The sequence below is a fragment of the Faecalibacterium intestinale genome (genome assembly GCF_040096575.1).
Classification (GTDB): domain Bacteria; phylum Bacillota; class Clostridia; order Oscillospirales; family Ruminococcaceae; genus Faecalibacterium; species Faecalibacterium intestinale.
In genome coordinates this window covers 1-661 of the sequence record NZ_JBBMEN010000077.1, presented here as the reverse complement: position 1 = coordinate 661, position 661 = coordinate 1, and the positions used below count along the sequence as shown (strand labels likewise).

The window sequence follows — 661 nt, the reverse complement described above, 5'->3', positions numbered from 1 at the left end:
ATTGCCTAAGCTTCGGTGTCAGGTTTAGCCCCGTTAAATTCTCCGCGCAAAGACGCTCGACCAGTGAGCTATTACGCACTCTTTGAATGTGTGGCTGCTTCTGAGCCAACATCCTGGTTGTCTACGTATCTTCACATCGTTTTCCACTTAACCTGACTTTGGGACCTTAGCTGTAGATCTGGGCTGTTTCCCTTTTGACAATGACATTTATCTGACACTGTCTGACTCCCAAGCATCAATACTCTGGCATTCTGAGTTTGATAAGCTTCGCTAACCTCTCGGCCGCTAGGCTATTCAGTGCTTTACCTCCAGGTATCTAACTTGAGGCTAGTCCTAAAACTATTTCGGGGAGAACCAGCTATCTCCGGGTTCGATTGGAATTTCTCCGCTACCCACAGTTCATCCGCCGCCTTTTCAACGGAGGTCGGTTCGGTCCTCCATGGAATTTTACTTCCACTTCAACCTGACCATGGGTAGGTCACCCGGTTTCGGGCCCATTGTATGCAACTTAACGCCCTTTTCAAACTCGCTTTCGCTTCGGCTCCAGACCTTAAGTCCTTAACCTTGCTGCATACAATCGCTCGCCGGACCGTTCTACAAAAAGTACCCTATCACACTTTGACGTGCTCTAGGTGCTTGTAGGCACAGGGTTTCAGGTTCT

At 48.9% G+C, this 661-nt stretch carries 1 rRNA gene; it reads right to left on the bottom strand.

From position 1 onward, the window contains the following. Positions 1-661 (bottom strand): 23S ribosomal RNA (locus WMO20_RS14455); the annotation flags it as partial.